The 16,612-nt window shown below is 59.9% G+C and carries 15 protein-coding genes; 1 reads left to right on the top strand and 14 read right to left on the bottom strand.

Annotation, left to right across the window (positions count from 1 at the left end):
- Positions 1-182 precede the first annotated feature (182 nt).
- From KD146_RS08265 to KD146_RS08315, 11 genes are all read right to left on the bottom strand, one after another.
- Positions 183-968: a sugar phosphate isomerase/epimerase family protein gene (locus KD146_RS08265; protein WP_212658218.1), complete on the bottom strand. Its 786-nt coding sequence runs from the start codon at positions 966-968 to the stop codon at positions 183-185.
- A complete protein-coding gene (locus KD146_RS08270) occupies positions 968-1,999 on the bottom strand; it encodes a hydroxyacid dehydrogenase (protein ID WP_212658219.1) in 1,032 nt (343 codons plus the stop codon). Before KD146_RS08270 ends, KD146_RS08265 begins: the two co-directional genes overlap by 1 nt.
- 103 nt (positions 2,000-2,102) lie before the next feature.
- Positions 2,103-3,329, bottom strand: a complete 1,227-nt coding sequence (manD, locus tag KD146_RS08275) for a D-mannonate dehydratase ManD (protein WP_212658220.1) — start codon at positions 3,327-3,329, stop codon at positions 2,103-2,105.
- A 30-nt stretch (positions 3,330-3,359) separates the two neighbouring features.
- Entirely contained in the window at positions 3,360-4,499 is a 1,140-nt protein-coding gene (locus KD146_RS08280; protein ID WP_212658221.1) for a Gfo/Idh/MocA family protein, read from the bottom strand.
- A gap of 108 nt (positions 4,500-4,607) precedes the next feature.
- Complete coding sequence (locus KD146_RS08285; protein ID WP_212658222.1) at positions 4,608-5,354, bottom strand: SDR family NAD(P)-dependent oxidoreductase; 747 nt, start codon at positions 5,352-5,354, stop codon at positions 4,608-4,610.
- Between the two features lie 29 nt (positions 5,355-5,383).
- Positions 5,384-7,717 (bottom strand): DUF4962 domain-containing protein, encoded by a 2,334-nt coding sequence (locus KD146_RS08290; protein ID WP_212658223.1) that lies wholly within the window; start codon positions 7,715-7,717, stop codon positions 5,384-5,386.
- Positions 7,718-7,792: 75 nt separating this feature from the next.
- Positions 7,793-9,394, bottom strand: coding sequence for a type 2 periplasmic-binding domain-containing protein (locus tag KD146_RS08295; RefSeq protein ID WP_249327616.1), 1,602 nt, complete (start codon positions 9,392-9,394; stop codon positions 7,793-7,795).
- A complete protein-coding gene (locus tag KD146_RS08300; protein ID WP_212658224.1) occupies positions 9,391-10,272 on the bottom strand; it encodes a carbohydrate ABC transporter permease in 882 nt (293 codons plus the stop codon). The genes KD146_RS08295 and KD146_RS08300 overlap by 4 nt, the downstream gene beginning before the upstream one ends.
- A gap of 13 nt (positions 10,273-10,285) precedes the next feature.
- Positions 10,286-11,281 carry an ABC transporter permease gene (locus KD146_RS08305; protein ID WP_212658225.1) on the bottom strand — a complete coding sequence of 332 codons (996 nt, stop codon included), beginning with the start codon at positions 11,279-11,281 and terminating at the stop codon, positions 10,286-10,288.
- Positions 11,278-12,381: an ABC transporter ATP-binding protein gene (locus tag KD146_RS08310; RefSeq protein ID WP_212658226.1), complete on the bottom strand. Its 1,104-nt coding sequence runs from the start codon at positions 12,379-12,381 to the stop codon at positions 11,278-11,280. Before KD146_RS08310 ends, KD146_RS08305 begins: the two co-directional genes overlap by 4 nt.
- Positions 12,382-12,411: 30 nt before the next feature.
- On the bottom strand, positions 12,412-13,197 hold the full coding sequence (locus tag KD146_RS08315) for a GntR family transcriptional regulator (RefSeq protein ID WP_212658227.1): 786 nt from the start codon (positions 13,195-13,197) through the stop codon (positions 12,412-12,414).
- Between the two features lie 204 nt (positions 13,198-13,401).
- On the opposite strand from KD146_RS08315, the gene KD146_RS08320 reads away from it, so the two are divergent.
- Entirely contained in the window at positions 13,402-13,725 is a 324-nt protein-coding gene (locus KD146_RS08320; protein ID WP_212658228.1) for a cupin domain-containing protein, read from the top strand.
- A 47-nt stretch (positions 13,726-13,772) separates the two neighbouring features.
- On the opposite strand, the gene KD146_RS08325 is transcribed toward KD146_RS08320, so the two are convergent.
- The 3 genes from KD146_RS08325 to KD146_RS08335 all read right to left on the bottom strand — a co-directional run bounded on the left by KD146_RS08325 (position 13,773) and on the right by KD146_RS08335 (position 16,611).
- Complete coding sequence (locus tag KD146_RS08325; RefSeq protein ID WP_249327617.1) at positions 13,773-14,540, bottom strand: FadR/GntR family transcriptional regulator; 768 nt, start codon at positions 14,538-14,540, stop codon at positions 13,773-13,775.
- Positions 14,537-15,250 carry a ribonuclease activity regulator RraA gene (locus KD146_RS08330; protein ID WP_212658229.1) on the bottom strand — a complete coding sequence of 238 codons (714 nt, stop codon included), beginning with the start codon at positions 15,248-15,250 and terminating at the stop codon, positions 14,537-14,539. The genes KD146_RS08325 and KD146_RS08330 overlap by 4 nt, the downstream gene beginning before the upstream one ends.
- 80 nt (positions 15,251-15,330) lie before the next feature.
- The gene (locus KD146_RS08335; RefSeq protein ID WP_212658230.1) at positions 15,331-16,611 is read right to left on the bottom strand and encodes a TRAP transporter large permease; all 1,281 of its coding nucleotides are present in this window, start codon (positions 16,609-16,611) and stop codon (positions 15,331-15,333) included.
- Position 16,612 lies beyond the last annotated feature (1 nt).

Here is a 16,612-nt window from a genome sequence, read left to right on the forward strand (position 1 = left end):
TCGCCCGTCAGAAACCGTGCCGGTTCGCTGAAATCTGTTGCGCGCTCGACCCCTGGCAGACGCCCCCGAAAGCAGACCACGCGAATTAGTACCCAGAGCCCGACCGGTTCCCCGGGACGCACCCCAAGACGTCATCGGGTAATGGGTGGCGTCCCCAGTACACTCCTTGGGTGGGGCGGCATTCACAGCCACGGCCTTGCGTATGTGAGAGCTGATTCAAGATCGGGGATTTCAGGGTGCCAGTGTTTTTCCCATTCAAGGCTGACGGCAGCTGATACGGGCGGGAATTCGGTCAGCACCCTAGCCAGGTCGGCAGCGGGAAAACTACCAGTTCCGGGGAGCACGTATTGGCGTTTGCCGGCGCGCAACAGGCTGTCCTTGACGTGCAGATGCGCCAGTCGCGCACCGATAATCTCGCGGGTCTGCGCAAGTGCGTTTCCAGCAGCCCAGGTGTGATGGGTATCCCAGAGAATCGGGGCATCCCGAAGGCGATTGCAGAACGCTTCGAGCGCCTGGTTGGCACAGAGCACGCCGTGGGTTTCGATCAGCAGTTGCGCCTTGATACCCTGCGCTGCGCGCAGAGCCTCCCAATGCTCGAAGCGCGCCTGGGCCAGGTCGAGCATTTCGCTATCAAGTGTCTCACCCTTGCCATCGAAGACGCGCAGGAAACGCACCCCGGCGGCGTCGGCCCATTGTGCCAGATTCTGGAGCGGCGCAAAGTCGAAGGTCTCGTCGAATAGTCGGTGGGAGCTACCCATCACCGGAACTTTTATATCTGCATCGCCCAAACAGGCTGTCAAATCCGCGGGCTGGCCGAATTCGCTGGCAAGATTTTGAGTCAGGTCATTGCTGCCCGACAGGGTCCTCACCTCGACCATGGGAATGTCGTGGGCCTGCGCAAGCTCGATAGACTGTCTGAGGGTGCGTTGCGGGCAACCCAGGGTCGAAAAACAATTGACCAACACCATCAGGCTATCCTGTCGAGTGATTGTTCCAGAACCGGGTCAAGTGGTGGCAGGCCCGCCACAAAGCGTTCAATCTCGTTGATCGCAGCTTCTGCCAAACTGTGCAGTTCATTGCCCATGGTACCAGCGATATGAGGTGTGAGCACCAGATTGGGCAGGTCATAAAAGGGGCTGTCGGGCGGAAATGGCTCGGGATCGGGCGTATCGATCCATGCCCGGATGCGACCTCTCTGGAGCTCGGCAAGCAAGGCATCATGATCGACCAGCCAGCCGCGGGCGGTGTTGATCAGGACGGCATTGTCGCGCATCAGACCCAGTTCGCGGGCGCCGATCATGTGACGTGTTTCAGGCAGAATGGGCGCGTGCAGGGAAACCGTGTGCGACCATTCCAGCAATTGGTCGAGCCCCATCGCCTGGGCGCCCATCTTCTCCACATCGGCAGGGCTGGCGAACGGATCGTACACAGCCACAGCATATCCCGAGCGAACCAGCATCGCGATGACCAGACGCCCAATTCTGGAAGCCCCGACAATACCAATGCGACGGCCGTAATTGCCGAGATGGGAAACATCCAGTCCGATACGCGAGCCAAAGCCCTGCGCGCCGCGCTGCTGGCGGTTAATATCGCGGATGTTGATGACGTCCTTGCCGGTCATGATGATGGCCGCATAGGTGAATTCAGCAACGGGAACGGCCATCGCCGCTACCGCCGAGGTAATGGGAATGCCGGCGCGCCAGAATGCGGGGGTTGTGATCGCGCGTATCGAAGCGGCGGCATAGGCGACCAGCCGCAGGTTTGGCGCCTTTTCCAAAAGGTCCTGGTCCAGAGCTGGAGCGCCCCAGGCACCCACTATTATCTCGGCCTGCTTGAGGAGTTCGGCAGCCTCCGGCGTATTGAAGTCGGTATAGGAGACCGGCGAGAGCACATCGGCAACGGCCTGCAGCCGGACCCATTGTTCGGCGCCAAAGATGCGCGGCACCAGGCCCTGGTTCATGGCAAAGACAAGTTTTGGTCTTGCTGGCGTATCGGACATCTCGACTCTCAAAAAAACTTGGGGCTGGTGGACGGCTGGCGGGTCTGGGCAATCAGGATTGTGGTCTCGATGTGGGTGTCTCGAGCCATCAGGCAAATTCGCGCTAGTAGTTCCAGAGCGTGCCGTCTTCGAGGCGAACGACCGGATGGCTACCGGGATTGTAGCTGTAGCGCTCAGCCTGCTGCTCATTGAAATCGACACCCAGACCAGGGGCATCACTGACATGAAACATGCCGTTTTCCATGCGGTGTTCGGAGGGGAACAAGGCGTCGCATTCGGGTGTGCCGAGCACGAGATACTCCTGAATGCCGAAATTGGGCGCCCATGCATTGAGGTGGGCCTGGGCCGCCATGCAGAGCGGTGAATGACTCGGTGCGCCGTGGAAGCCGGTGCGCACATGGTGCATTCCGGCAAGGTCGACGATGCGCTTAACGTGGGTGATGCCACCCGCATAGCTAACCGCAATACGAATGAAGTCGATCAACTCATTCTCGATAAGCTTGTTGCAGTCCCAGATCGAATTGAAGACTTCCCCGATGGCGACAGGCACGGTGGAATGCTGGCGCAGCAGTTTGAGCGCGTCCTGATCCTCGGCCGGGGTGGGGTCTTCAAGCCAGAACAGGTTCACCGGCTCGACTGCCTTGGCAAATTCTGCGGCTTCACGGGGTAGCAGGCGCTGATGCACGTCGTGCAATATCTTGAGGTCCGGGCCGAAGCGCTCGCGGATCTGAGCCAGCGCACCAGGCATATAGCGCATGTAGCGATCGGTGTCCCAGATCTGCACTTTGGGCCGGATACCGCTGAAATCGGTAATGTAGTTCCTGGTGTCCCCCTTGGTCTCGGAGACGCCGTAGCCCGTGGTCGGCATGCCGGGAATGCCGCATTGAACGCGGACGGCCTTGTAGCCCTGCTCGACGTAGTAGGCGATGGAATCCATCAGGTCTTCGAGATCGGCGCCCGTAGCGTGGGCATAGACCAGCGCGCCTTCGCGGCTCTTGCCACCAAACAGCTGATAAAGCGGCATGCCGGCCAGTTTGGCCTTGATGTCCCACAGCGCCATGTCGATGGCGCCGAAAGCAGCCATGGCGATCGGGCCGCGGCGAAAATAGGCGCCGCGATAGAAAAACTGCCAGATGTCTTCGCTATTGCGCGGATCCATGCCGATCAGATTGGGGATCAGATAGTCCTGAAGATAGGCAGCAGGCAGGGTTTCGCGATTGTTCAGAGTAGCGTCACCCAGACCGTAGATGCCCTGGTCGGTGATGATCTTGAGCGTGACATAGTTCTTGGCGGGACCGCCGACGAACACTTTGGCACCGGTAATCTTCATGGCGACACTCTCCGTTGCGGTGGCACAAAATCAGGACAGGTGGGACACATCCGTCCAGTTCTCGTTGTTGCGGATCAGATCAATCAGTTGCTGATACTGACTGCCTTCACGGAAGGTCGGATAAGGCTCGACCGTCTCGCCGCCGATGTCTTTGACAAATTCGCGGGCCAAATAGTGCCAGCACTGCTCGGTTTCGCCGTCGACGTTCGGCACGGCATCGCCAATGGATTGGGGCAGCGCGATTTCCTGCCACTGCTTGTCCTCGCCCCACAGGTAGAGCTGGCCGCTGCCGTAGTGGCCCTTGATATAGATTGCCCCCTGTGTGCCGTAGAAGACGATGTGATCTTCATGGAAGCGTGGCACCAGGCCGCCATGTTTGAACAGGACCGATACCGGCTTGTCGGCCAGCGGGCTCAGCACCTTTGCCATCACGGTATAAGACCATTCTACATTGCTCTGGCCCCACCTCAGCGCGGGATCGGTGATATCCTTCGGGATGAAATTTCGCCGCGTTGCGAAATTGTGCACGCCCTCGACAATGGGCGCCTTGCCCAGATCGTCGCGCACATCACCGATGATCGAGACGATCTTATCGCCGACGACGGATGTCACGATGGAGAGCGTGTGGGTGAAATTGTTGTTGAGACGACCACCGCCATCTTCCTGGCGATGCGACCAGCCAAAGGGAATATCCCGCTCCAGATTGAAGTGCGAGATGCACTCAATTTCGGTGGGTTCGCCAATAGCGCCAGCGGCAACCAGTTGACGGGCATGCAGGACACTGGGCGCATAGCGGAAGCTGGCGGCGTAGGCGGTTTTGACGTTGTTCTGCTGAGCAAGCTGGTACAGCTCGACCGCCGTTTCACCGCTGGCCGTCAGCGGCTTGTCGCTGAAAACGTGACACCCGGCGGCGATGGCCTGTTTGATCGGTTCGTAATGAGCGCCGCCGGGCGTGGCGATAGAAACGATGTCCGGCTGGCAGGCGTTCAGCGCTTCCTGCCAACTGGTGCCCGAATAGGGGATGGCCAGTTTGCCAGCGACTTCGGAGACCACGCCCGCCGTTCGGCCAACAATGCCGACAATTTCGGCGCCAGCGGCACGAAACGCGTCAGCGTGCCCCTGTGCAGCGAAGCCCGTGCCAGCAATCAAGACCTTCAACTTAGGAGTCATCTGTTCACCTGAAAGTGCAGCGTGCGAAGAGGGGCCGCGCCTCTTCCGTGACGTGGTTTTGGGGTTGGGGGGCGAGCGCGCAGGAGGGATCGGCGCGCTCGCGGACGATCAGGAAAACACCTGGCCGCCATTGATGTCGACGCAAACGCCCGTCATGAACGAAGACTCGTCGGAGGCCAGGAAGGCCACGAGATTGGCTACTTCTTCAGAGGTTCCCTCGCGCTTGAGCGGGGTGGCGGCAGCCACCTTGGTGCGGACTTCAGGCTTGGTGAAGATGTTGTGGAAGTCGGTGTCGATCATGCCCGGACAGACCGAGTTGACCCGAATATCGGGGGCCAGTTCCTTGGCCATGCCGCGCGTCATGGTCATGACCGCGCCCTTGGATGCGCCATAAGCCAGTGCGCCACCCCCTGCCCCGTCGCGCCCGGCCTGCGACGCCATGGTGACGATCGTGCTGCCAGCGCCCATATGCGGCGCCGAGGCTTTGACCACGCGCAGCAGCGAGGTCACGTTGAGGTCCATTACATTGTTCCAGTGCTCGACATCCATTTCTGCAATGGTTTTGCGCGCCAGAATACCGCCAGTGATGTGGGCAAGGATATCGATCTTGCCGAATTCCTTGACCGTGCGGGCGATAAGCGCGTCGACATCGGCCTGCACTGTCATGTCACCCTGCAGCGCAAACGCCCGGCCGCCTGCAGCGATAATCTCCTCAACGGCGGATTTCGCCCCTGCATCGCTCTTGTAGTAGTTGATGGCAACAGCGGCGCCGGCCTGTGCCAGACGCATCACGCAGGCGCGGCCAATGTCGCGACCACCGCCGGTGACGATGGCGATTTTTCCATCCATGTTCATGCTCGTATTCCTAACGTTGACGTATGATTTCAGGCTTCGAATGACTTCTGGACGACCACCTTGAAGGTGCGTTGCGCCTCATCGGTGAAGTAGAAGTCGGCGTTGTATCCCTGGTCATCCAGGAAGTGGAAAACCCGCTTGGGCTGGGTCAATTTGTAGGGAACCAGCAGCGTGGCGATGCGGTGATGGCGCGACGGCGCGAAGCTCGCCCTGATATGGGAGCTTACAGGCAGACCCTCGATTTCGCTGGGGTCGACACCGTCATAACCGGTTTCCTGCGCCAGCTTGGGCATGCCCGCCGAAGACCAGACGAACTGGCCGTAAAACCCGGCCTTGTCACCGCTGTAGCGGAAGGTATCGGTGCCCACCTGCATCTTGCTGTTGGCATGCAGCAGCCAGTCCAGCGCGACCGGTTCGGACGCGTCGACACTGTCGACGACCAGAAAATAGGAGTCGTGGATGAAGTAGACTTCGCGGGCGACGCTGGTGACCTGGGGGGACAAGGTTGCATAGGCGGGGGTCGCGTCGCCGCGAATATAGATGTGGTCACCGCGATCTTCGGCATGGGTCAACTGCCCGGTCGAGCGCAGGGCAATTGACTTGTCGGCCCCGGCATACTGGCCCTGACCATTGATCAGAATGGCATTCTTGGAGCGGGTCTGGCGGCGCCAGGTCTTGTGCATGGAGCTGTTGAAGGCGACGTAATAGCCGCTCTGGATCGCCAGATCCTCGCCATAGGCCGCCATGACGAAGGCGTTCTGATCACCATGGCTGTGGCTGATCGAACCATAGGGGCTGCTCTTCATCACGAAATGGATGTGCTCGTCGGGATTATCCTCGCGCAGCTGAATGGCGGCCCAGCCAATGCCCCTGAACCATTTCAGCTTTTCCTGCTCGGACGGCGCGACCGCTTGCACCATCGGGAAGTCGTGGCGATAGACCAGCTCATCGAAATTGAGATCCCACCAGCCGTAATTGTAGAATTCCATCTCCGTGCCGGGATCGTTGCGGTTGATCTCCTCGAAGAACCACTGATAGGCGCCATTGCCCGTGACGCCGGCGAACTGGCGCAGATTGTAGCCAATCTTGAGACAGGGCAGATCACCCATGGTGGAGTCGTCGCCAAAGGTGGCCCGCCGTGTGTCAGGCGCCTTGGTGTAGAGCGGGAAGTCGCCGGTCTTCTGGAAGAAGGGGCGCTTGTAGAGGTCAAAACCCATGAACGAGCGCAGCAGATTGGCTGCCTCGATCAGATAGGCCATGCCGGTCATCCAGTAATGTGGACCTTCGGCCCAGCCACCGTCGCTGTCGCCCCAGGGCGAATAGAGCGTGGAGAGAAATTCGACCGTGTAGTTGAGCCAGTCTTCGGCCTCGGGTTCCTCGCCCAGCAGGGCGATACAGGCAGGTACCAGCACAGCCGAGAGCGAGCGCACGGCATGGCTGTCATAGGGGAATACGTGGATATTGGCGTGGCGCATGACGTGCTCAGCGACTTCGCGCGTGCGGGTCAGCAGCGCCTGCCGCACCGTAGTACGCTCGTCTTCGCTGAGCTGATCGTGCAGCCAGTCATACCCCCAGGCCAGCGCAACGGTGACCCGGAACGCCCACTCATCGGTATAGGTGCGCGAGGTCGTCCCAGCCGGGTCCCAGGCGGCCACGGCAAGCAGCCATTGTTTGGCGCGATCCAGCATGGCCTGATCACTGGTGACCTTGCCGCCAATCGCCAGATGGCGAATGGCATAGATCAGTTCCTGACACTGGATATAGGTGGCGCGCCAGACGGCCGGCGTGCGCTTATTGCTCGGATAGGGAGGCGGCTCGGCGATGATGTCGCGCTCCAGCCAGGGCGTCACCGAAGCGTCGAAGAAGCGCTGCCAGGCGCCGTGTTCGGGGTCGTCGGATACAGCCTGGGAAAACTGCTGCAGGCTCTGTGGGTTCAGCCACAAGCGGGGATGGCTCATATTGCAGTGCGCATAGCGCGTGGCGCGGTCGGCCAGCGGCGTCTCGGGCAGATCCGCGCCCAGATCGAACTGGCGGACCGTGCTCCAGTCGGAATCAAGGGCGCCGCTATCGGCGTTGCAAGTCGCGTAACGCCAGAAATAGTGGCCCGGCTCCAACGCGGCGTCTGGCGTGAAGAAGTTCAGCGGAATGGGTTTGAACTCGTGCGTCGCCTTGGCGGGGAAACGCTCATCGGTCGACACCTGCAGAGTGTAGCGCGCGCCACTATCGACCACGGGTAGCCAGCTGAAGCGTGGCGGATTTTCAGTCAGCACGGATTTCTGGTCCGGCCAGTATTGCGTGGTGAGCGCAGCCGCGGCCGGTTGATCAAGATAGGTTTCGTGGGAACGCGGCGTGGCGGGGCTCATCGACACAGTGTCCTTGCAAATGGAAAAGAGGACCGGCTCGCCACCTGGGAGGATGGCGAGCCGGGACGGCCGCTGCTAGCCGCCGTATTGGCGTGCATAGGCCGAGTTCATGACCTCAATCACCTGGTCGTAGCCCATGCGGTTGAGGGTCGCGATGTAGTCATCCCAGTCGGCATCGACGTCGCCGCTGCCCAGGATCCAGGCCTGCTGGCGCTCAAGCATGTAGGTGCGCAGCGAGGGCCAGTACTTGTCGTAGACCGCCTGCTCTTCCTGATTGAAGGCGACGCCCAGGAACTGGTCGATCAGCAGATCATTTGCCTGGTAAAGCGCAATACCTTCGCGGGCAGCTTCGGAGGTCCACTGGTCCTCGTAGCGGTAATCCTGCCAGTAGCCGCGATAGATCTGCGCCCCAACCAGATACATCTGGCTGTTGACCGGGCTATCGCTGTTGAGCACGGCGTCGGTATAGACCGGCTGGCCGTCGATCATGTTCCAGGTCTCGCCTTCGACGCCGAAGTTGGACAGATTGCGTCCCTCTTCAGTGAAGAAGAAATCGAAGTACTTGATGGTCTCGATCGGATGCTCGTTCATGTAGCTGATGGCCCAGCCATCAGGCTTGATCGGGATGCGACGGTGCTCTTCCATCCGCACACCTGCAGCCGAAGCCGGGGGCAGGAAAGGAATGAAGTTGAAGCCGTCGATCTTGTCGGCCAGAGCGGCATTGTAGCCCGAGGTCGAGGCGAACCAGTCATGGGTCGAGCCACCAAGATTTTCGGACAGCAGGTAGTCGCGCGAGGAGGAACCGCGGGTAAAGATTTCCGCGTCGATCAGGCCTTCAGCATACCAGTCGGCGATATGGCCAAGGCCAACCCGATAGGCTTCCTGCGCGTAGGGATGGACGAGCTTGCCATCACCGTTGACGTAGAAATCGTGATAGGTGTCCGAGCCCGATGAGCGGGCATCCCACAGCGTGAGCAGGCGGTTCACTTCTTCCCACTGGCGGGCGAAATAGGGAATCTCATCCTTCTTGCCGTTGCCGTTGGGATCCTGATCGCGGAAGGCAACGAGGACGTCGTGATATTCGTCTACGGTCTGGGGCTGCTCCAGCCCCAGCTTGTCGAGCCAATCCTGACGAATGTACCAGGCCCGGCCAAACTCACCGTCAGGCAGGTAAGGGATGTAGTAGTAGTTGCCGTCATAGGCAGAAATGGCTTCCATCAGGCCGGGGTGGCTATCCCAGAAAGCCTGGATATGGGGGGCATGCTCCTTGACCAGATCGTTGAGCGGCAGGAAGGCGCCTTCCGGGCCGTACTGATTGACGGGTTGCTGGATCAGGTTGCCACCGACGATGTCGGGCATGTTGCCTTGAGCCAGCAGCAGGTTCATCGCTTCGGCAGCGTCAGTGGTATTCTTGCCGGCGGTCTGGTCGACCAGCGAAATGCCGGTCATCTCGCGAGCGGCCAGTTCGACAGGATATATCTGGGTCGTATCGCCCCCCACACCATAGCCCTGGGCACGCGGCCAGTGCATGTGGATGGTCAGTTCGAGCGGATCTTCGACGATCCGCAGATCCTGGGCCAGCGCGGGGGCGGTCAGCGCGGTCGATCCGAGCATGAGCAGCGACAAAGTCACGGGTAGAGTTCGCATGTTTTCCTCCTTGATGCGACGTTGGGTCATTCCTTCACTCCGCCCAGCAGGATGCCCTTGCTGAAGTATTTCTGGAGGAAGGGGTAGATGAGCAGGATCGGGATGATCGAGCAGACGATGATCGCCGCACTGACGGTCTCGAACGAATAGGCCGAGGTCAGCAGCGTGTTGGCGAAAGCTTCATCGTCGGACAGCTCGACGATGACGTGGCGCAGATAGACCTGCAGCGGAATCTTGTCCTGGTCCTGAAGCAGGATCATTGCCCAGAAGAAGCCGTTCCAGCGTGAGACGATGCAGAACAGTGCGACCGTAGCGATGGCCGGTTTGCTCAGTGGCATGTAGACCTTCCAGAGAACCTGAAACTCGTTGGCACCGTCCATCCGGGCCGCTTCTTCAAAGCTCTGCGGGATACCTTCAAAGAAGTTGCGCAGCAGGATGATGTTGAAGCCGTTGACCGCAAAACCGATGATGATGCCGAAATAGCTGTCGAGCAGTCCCAGATCGCGCATGTTCAGAAAGAACGGGATCATGCCGGCGTTGAACCACATGGTGAAGGCCACCATCAGGTTCCAGAACCGCCGACCCCATAGCTGCGGCCGCGACAGGGCGTAGGCACCGGGGATGATGAACACCAGGCTCATCAGCGTGCCGCCGATCGTGTAGATGAAGGTGTTCTTGTACGAGGTCCAGAACTCGGGCTCGGACAGCACACGCTTGTAAGCTTCGAGCGTGAAACCGACTGGCGTCAGGATCACATTGCCCGCCCGTGCCTCAAAGCCGGTGCTCAGCGACAGCGAGGTGATGTAGATGAACGGATACAGGGCCGACAGCGCGAAGATGGTGATCAGCACCATGTTCAGGATGACGAAGAGCTTGTCGCCGCGCGAGTACAGATTCATGTTGGTCATGGCTTGTCTCCGATCACCAGAGCGACGTGCGTGAGTAGCGTTTTGAGATGGTGTTGGCGGTCATCACCAGGACGAAGGCGACAACGGCATTGAACAGGCCGGCGGCGGCAGCGAGATCGTACTGTCCGCCCTGAATGCCCTGGCGGTAGATGAAGGTGTTGACCACGTCGGCAGTCTCGTAGGTCGCCGGCTGGTAAAGCAGGATGATCATCTCGAAGGAGACTTCGAGCATGTTGCCGATGCGGATAATCAGCATGATGATGATGGTGGGCATGATCGAGGGGATGGTGATCTTCCAGATCATCTGCCAGCGGGACGCACCATCGACCACGGCGCTCTCGTAGAGGGTCGGCGAAACCCCGGCGATGGCGGCCAGATAGACGATCGACTGGAAGCCGGCCTCCTGCCAGATGGTGGTGCCCACAAAAATCGGCCGGAACCATTCGGGCTTGGTCAGGAAGTAGACCGAGCTGACGCCGAACCAACCCAGCACGGTGTTGACGATGCCCGCTGATGGCGCGAAGGCCGTTATGACGATGCCGGCAATGATCACCGAGGAGATGAAGTGCGGCAGGTAAACCACCGTCTGCAGGGTCTTCTTGAAGGTCTGGTGCAGAACTTCGTTGAACATCACGGCCAGAATGATCGGCACGGGAAAGCCAAACAGCAGGCTGTAAAAGCTGATGATAACGGTGTTCTTGAGTGCCCGGATGAACTGGTCATTGCTGAACAGTGTCTCGAAGTGCTCGAACCAGACCCAGGGACTGGCCGCAACACCGCGGAAGACGCTGTAATCCTTGAACGCGATCTGCAGGCCGTACATCGGCTTATAGAGAAAGATGATCAGCCACAGGATGGTGGGGATCAGCATGGCATAGAGCTGCCATTCCCGCCGGATATGATCGCCAATGCGCTGCACCCTGCCCGGACGGCGACGGCGCTGCGCTTCGCGCGCCTCAACCACAAGCGTTTCGGTCTTGGTGCCTTGAACCTGTGGGTCGATGCTCATGGCGCGTGATCCTGCCCGGCCAGCGCCAGACCTGTGGCGGCATCGAACACGCGGATCAGATGGGGCTCAATGGTGAAGCCGGGGACAGTCTCGTTGATCTCACGCTGCCCCATGGTCTCGGCGCGGATGACGAAGGGCTCGCCGGCAAAAGAGGCGTGGATCAACGCCTCGGAACCCAGGGTTTCGACAAGCTCAACCGCAATGCGCAGGATGCCGGGTGCATTGTCATCGACAATGGTCACATATTCGGGACGGATGCCCAGCACGACTTCGCGCCCGACGCTGTCGGCCAGGTCTGGGAGCGGCGCCAAGGTGATTTTCTGGCCGCCCACTTCGGCGACAGGCTTGTCGCCCGCCTCCACGATCGTGGCCTTGATCAGATTCATCGGCGGCGAACCCAGGAAGGCTGCGACAAACACGTTGGCGGGGTTGCGGAACAGTTCCATGGGCGAGCCAACCTGCTCGATATTGCCCTCGTTCATGATGACGATGCGGTCGGCCAGGGTCATGGCTTCGACCTGATCATGGGTGACATAAATGCTGGTGGCGCCCAGACGCTTGTGCAGCCGCTTGATCTCGGCGCGCATCTGGGTGCGCAGCTTGGCGTCCAGGTTCGACAGCGGTTCGTCGAACAGAAAAACCTTGGGGCGCCGCACGATGGCCCGCCCCATGGCGACACGCTGGCGCTGTCCACCGGACAAATCTGCGGGCCGGCGCTCAAGGTATTCCGTCAGACCAAGAATGGTGCTGACTTCCTTGATTGCCGCGTCGACCGCTTCCTTCTTCTCGCGCCGGATACGCAGACCAAATGCGATGTTTTCAGCCACGTTAAGGTGGGGGTAGAGCGCGTAGTTCTGGAACACCATCGCGACGTCGCGATCCTTTGGTGCAACGCTGTTCACGTGCCGCTCATCGATGGTCAGATCGCCATCTGAAATCTCCTCGAGACCAGCAATCATGCGCAGCGTGGTGGACTTGCCGCAGCCGGATGGCCCGACCAGCACAACGAACTCGCGCGGCGCGACTTCAAGGTCGATGCCATGCACCACCTCGAGGCTGCCATAACGCTTGACGATACCGGTAAGTGAAACTCCAGACACGTTCTATCCTCCTCAGGGACGCGGCTCAGTTCAGGCGCGTCGAACGGCGCGCATTCGCGCGTTGTTGGTATTGAGTGCTTCGATGTATTCGAGCAGTTCGGGGCGAGCGGCGAGTTCGTCGATCTCTCGCTCGAGACTGCCCAGATGCTCGGCTATGGCGGCCTCGGCCGCATCGGGTGCGCCCGAGCGGATGGCCGCAACGATGGCGCGATGCTGCTCGATCACCAGCGGGCCGCGCCGGATATTGTAGATGCGCTTGAGATGACGGATGCGATTGACATCGCCCTGGGTCAGCTTGACGGTTTCCCAGACGCCGGGGATGCCGGCCATGGTGAAAAAAGTCTCGTGCAGCTTCTGGTCGAGATCGAAGAAGCGCTCGTAATCATCGCTGGCAACAGCCGTGGCCTGCTGAGTCATGATGGCTTCAAGCTGCACCAGGTTGGTCACGTCGTGATTGCGCATTGCGGCGCGACGAACGGCGCCAATTTCCAGCTGCAGGCGGACAAATGACGCCTCAATATAGCGGTTGATACGGATTGGCGTGACGTAGGTGCCGCTCTTGGGCACGATCTCAACCAACCCCGAATATTCCAGCCGGATCAGCGCCTCACGAACAGGCGTCTTGCTGGCCTTGAGCGCATAGCCGAGCTCATTTTCGGAGATCATGCAGCCGGGCCGTAGACGGACCGAAACGATCAGGTCCCACAGGGTGGCATAGATCTGACCGACCAACCCCTGATCAGGATCGAGCTGCACGTCAGCAAGCAGGCGCTCAAGCGTTTCAAAAGGCACCTCCTTGATCTGATCAGCCAACATGCTCGTCACCTGTCTTCCATATTTGTAAGCCCACTAGTATCTAAGCACCCCCGGTGTTGCAATACCAAATTTTTACAAATATGTCGTTGAACGGCAATTCACTTCCCTGCCCTACGGTGTCCAGCCGCAGTTTTGGGGATGAATTTGGCAGCACCAACCCGTAGAATACGAGGCACAAATGCCAGTTACAGGGAGTTTTGAACGATGATCGTGGACACACTTGCGGAGGCCACCTGGGTGGTTTCGGGCCCGGGCGCAGAGCGGCGAATCCTGGCGCAGAACGAGGAACTGATGCTCGTCGAGTTTCGATTTGCCAAGGACGGCAAGGGATTAGCGCATAATCACCCGCATGTGCAGACGACTTACGTTGCCAGTGGAAAGTTTGAGTTCACCGTTGCCGGCGAGACGCGGATTCTCAATCCAGGCGATGGCCTGCTGATCCCCTCCAACGCAGTGCACTCCTGCGTCGCGCTTGAAGCAGGCAATCTGATCGACGCCTTCACGCCTCGACGCGACGACTTCCTGTAGATTTGTAAAATTTGGACATCTTTGGCAGCGATGCTGCCGAAGATGCCTCAGCGTTGGCTATTGGCCCCGGCCCAGTCCTTGGCCACCGGCACGCCGCCATCAAAGATACGACGCCGGGCGCTCTCGATGTGATCGCGCATTGCTGAATAGGCGGCCGGCGCATTGCGATCGGTGATCGCCTTGAATATCCGGACGTGTTCCGTCTGCACCTTGGCAAGACGCTGCTCGGGGCTGGCGAGCGATAGCTGGCGGTTCAGCGTCATGGCCAGAACGATCTGCGCCTTCATCGAGGTGCGGGCATTTTCGAAGTAGTGGTTTCCCGACGCAGAGCAGACCGCCATGTGGAACTCTTCGTCGGCGGCGCCACCAACCTGCCCCGTCCTGACACACTCATCAAGCGCGGCCAGGGCTGCACGGATGCGTTCGAGATCTTTCTGGTCGTGCCGTTCAGCCGCCAGTGCTGCCGCCTCAGCCTCGATGGCAGCGCGGAATTCGAACGTGCGCTGAATATCGGCGATGGAGCCGACAGGCGCGAAGTTTAGCACTACGCCATCGGGGCGTCTTTTGACGAAGGAACCAGACCCCTGGCGCGAAACCACCAGTTCGTCGGCCTTGAGCTGGCGCAGGGCCTGGCGCAGAATCGGCCGGGAAATGCCATATCGGCTGCACAGCTCCATTTCCGTGGGCAATTTCTCGCCCGCCGGAAAGTCCCCGGTGATGATCGAGGTCAGTATCTTCTCATACACCTGATCGGCGAGTTTGGGCTCACCTGTTCGCGCTGCTGGTTCGCTCGGCTGGCTAGTCTGTTCCATCATCGCCCATTGGCTGTTCTCCAGGCGGAGAATTCAGTTTTTGTCGCTGGGTTGGTCGGCGGGTACAGGCCGATAACCGAGGCACCACCCTGTACCATTTCCAACACATAGTCTTCAAACACTGTCATTTCGACCGCTTCATCAGCCACTTCATCGGCCAAATGGGCAGGCAGGCACACGACACCCTCATTATCACCGACCAGAACGTCGCCAGGGAACACTGAAACCCCGCCACATGCGATCGGGTCATTGATGGCAACCGCGTGGTGCTTGGTCAGGTTCGTCGGGGCGCTTGGACGGCTATGATAGCTGGGCATGGAAAGCGCAGCAATTTCGGGGCTGTCGCGGAATCCGCCATCGGTCACGACGCCCGCGCAGCCCAGCTTCATCAGTCGCGTCACCAGGATGCACCCTGCCGAAGCAGCGCTGGCGTCCTGACGAGAGTCGATGACGAACACGGCCCCCTCAGGGCACTCTTCGACGCCCTTGCGCTGCGCGTGTGCGGGATCGGCGAATGATTCTATGCCATCGAGATCTTCACGGGCCGGAATGTAGCGAAGCGTATAGGCCTCGCCGACCATGTTGGGACCAGCGTTCAGGCGCTGGACGTCCTGAATGAAGATATTCTTGAAGCCGCGCTTGAACATCGCCGTCGTCAAGGTTGCCGTGCTGACCTTCATCAGCTTGGCACGTGTCTCGGGGGAAAGGCTCATGGGTTTTCTCCGCAGTTTATCTGGAGTGGCCCGCGCATCTGTTTGCGCTGGCCCGCTCAATTGAGGGTGGCCGGCGTTGCCTACTTGAGCAGCGCCGGCAGTGTGAGCGACACGGCGGGCACATAGGTGACCAGCAGCAACGCCGCCAGAATGGCGAGATAGAACGGCCAAATGGTTCGAACGCAGTCCTCGATCTTGACCTTGCCGACGGCGCAGCCAACGAACAGACAGGTTCCGACCGGCGGCGTGCACAGGCCCAGCCCCAAATTGATCAGCAGCATGATGCCGAACTGGGTGGGGTCCATGCCAATACCCTTGGCGATGGGCAGAAAGATCGGGGTGCAGATCAGGATCAGCGCGGCCATGTCCATGATCATGCCCAGGATGAGCAGGATCACATTGATCATCAGCAGGATGATAATCGGGTTGTCCGAAATGGTGGTGAGCGCGTTACTGAGCAAAGCGGGCACCTGATAGAGCGCCAGCAGATAGGCAAACGAACTGGCAAAGGCGATCAGGATCATCACCATCGCGGTCGTCTTGATCGAAGAAACCACCGCCGTAATGAAGCCGCGCATGCTCAGCGTGCGATAGACCACCCCCGTCAGCACCAGGGCATAAATGGCGCCGAATGCCCCGGATTCGGTGACGGTGAAGATGCCCGAAAGCGTGCCACCAACGATGATGACAGCGGTGAACAGGCCCGGCAGCGCGGCAACCGCCGTCAGCCCCAGAACCCGCCAGCCGGGGAATGGCTCGGAGGGGTAGTTGTTCTTGACGGCGATGGCGTAGGCGGCAATTGCCAGGCAGACGCACATCAGGATGCCTGGCACCACGCCAGCCAGAAACAGCTGCGATATCGAGATCCCGCCGCCGGCCGCGATGGCATAGATGATCATATTGTGGCTGGGCGGAATGACGATGCCCGCAATCGAGGAGGTCACGGTCACATTGACCGCATAGTCTGGCGAATAGCCCTTCTCCTTCATCACGGGAATCAGGATCGAGCCCAGTGCGGAGATATCGGCTACCGCAGAGCCGGAAATGCCGCCGAACAGCATGCTGGAGAAAATGTTGACGTTGGCCAGCCCGCCGCGCACCCGCCCGACCAGCGCCGAGGCGAAATCCACCAGCCGCTTGGCCAGCCCGCCATGCAGCATCAATTCACCGGCAAACACGAAGAACGGGATCGCCAGCAGCGAGAAGACCGAGATGCCCGAAACGGCGCGCTGGAAGGTGATCAGCAGCGGGAAGCCCTCGAACAGGAAGGTAGTTGCCGCTGCGATACCCATCGCAAATGCCACCGGTATGCCGACCCCGACAGCGAGGGCGAACACGCCCAGGAGAATTACCAAGCCCATT

The organism is Devosia litorisediminis (assembly GCF_018334155.1).
Lineage (GTDB): Bacteria > Pseudomonadota > Alphaproteobacteria > Rhizobiales > Devosiaceae > Devosia > Devosia litorisediminis.

Excerpts from the sequence above, each read along its gene's own strand:
- KD146_RS08315 (WP_212658227.1), bottom strand. The coding sequence starts at position 13,197 with ATGTTGGCTGATCAGATCAAGGAGGTGCCTTTTGAAACGCTTGAGCGC.
- KD146_RS08305 (WP_212658225.1), bottom strand. The coding sequence starts at position 11,281 with ATGAGCATCGACCCACAGGTTCAAGGCACCAAGACCGAAACGCTTGTG.
- KD146_RS08335 (WP_212658230.1), bottom strand. The coding sequence starts at position 16,611 with ATGGGCTTGGTAATTCTCCTGGGCGTGTTCGCCCTCGCTGTCGGGGTC.
- KD146_RS08280 (WP_212658221.1), bottom strand. The coding sequence starts at position 4,499 with ATGACTCCTAAGTTGAAGGTCTTGATTGCTGGCACGGGCTTCGCTGCA.
- KD146_RS08270 (WP_212658219.1), bottom strand. The coding sequence starts at position 1,999 with ATGTCCGATACGCCAGCAAGACCAAAACTTGTCTTTGCCATGAACCAG.
- manD (WP_212658220.1), bottom strand. The coding sequence starts at position 3,329 with ATGAAGATTACCGGTGCCAAAGTGTTCGTCGGCGGTCCCGCCAAGAAC.
- KD146_RS08290 (WP_212658223.1), bottom strand. The coding sequence starts at position 7,717 with ATGAGCCCCGCCACGCCGCGTTCCCACGAAACCTATCTTGATCAACCG.
- KD146_RS08300 (WP_212658224.1), bottom strand. The coding sequence starts at position 10,272 with ATGACCAACATGAATCTGTACTCGCGCGGCGACAAGCTCTTCGTCATC.
- KD146_RS08320 (WP_212658228.1), top strand. The coding sequence starts at position 13,402 with ATGATCGTGGACACACTTGCGGAGGCCACCTGGGTGGTTTCGGGCCCG.
- KD146_RS08330 (WP_212658229.1), bottom strand. The coding sequence starts at position 15,250 with ATGAGCCTTTCCCCCGAGACACGTGCCAAGCTGATGAAGGTCAGCACG.
- KD146_RS08325 (WP_249327617.1), bottom strand. The coding sequence starts at position 14,540 with ATGATGGAACAGACTAGCCAGCCGAGCGAACCAGCAGCGCGAACAGGT.
- KD146_RS08295 (WP_249327616.1), bottom strand. The coding sequence starts at position 9,394 with ATGACCCAACGTCGCATCAAGGAGGAAAACATGCGAACTCTACCCGTG.
- KD146_RS08265 (WP_212658218.1), bottom strand. The coding sequence starts at position 968 with ATGGTGTTGGTCAATTGTTTTTCGACCCTGGGTTGCCCGCAACGCACC.
- KD146_RS08285 (WP_212658222.1), bottom strand. The coding sequence starts at position 5,354 with ATGAACATGGATGGAAAAATCGCCATCGTCACCGGCGGTGGTCGCGAC.